Genomic DNA, 587 nt, shown 5'->3' on the forward strand with positions numbered 1-587 from the left:
GTGGTCAGTAACTTCGCGCAGGGTGACAGCGGTTTTCGCCGCACCCGCTATCAGCTGCTGGTGCAGCCGGCGCTGTGGCGGCTCTCTTTGCGCCAGAACTCCCGCATCTTCCAGGCACAAAAGCCCGATGAAATCCTCTCCATCCTGCTGCAAGAACACGGCATCACCGACTATGCGTTTGCCCTGAAAAACGAGCACGCCAAGCGGGAGTACTGCGTCCAGTATCGCGAGACCGACCTCGATTTCGTGAACCGGCTCGCCGCCGAGGAGGGGATGTTCTACTTCCACGAGTTTGAAGCGGGCAAGCACCGCATCGTATTTGCCGATGACGCTGCCGCCCTGACCGCCGGCCCCGAGCTCTTCTTTAACCTTGGCAACCGTTCGCTGGAGCAGGGGCCCTACGTCCTTCAGTTCCACTACCGGGAGGCGGTGCGTCCGAGCGATGTGGAGCTCAAAGACTACAGCTTCAAGACCCCGGCTTATGGCCTCTCCCACAAAAAGCAGGGCAGTGAGCTCGAGCACCAGCGCGACACCTACCAGCACTTCGACTATCCGGGTCGCTACAAGCAGGACCCGAGCGGCAAGGC

At 61.0% G+C, this 587-nt stretch carries 1 pseudogene; it reads left to right on the forward strand.

From position 1 onward, the window contains the following. A pseudogene (gene vgrG, locus PG881_RS23965) lies at positions 1-587 on the forward strand (type VI secretion system effector VgrG); the annotation flags it as partial.

This window comes from Aeromonas sp. QDB54, from assembly GCF_027707385.1.
GTDB lineage: Bacteria > Pseudomonadota > Gammaproteobacteria > Enterobacterales > Aeromonadaceae > Aeromonas > Aeromonas hydrophila.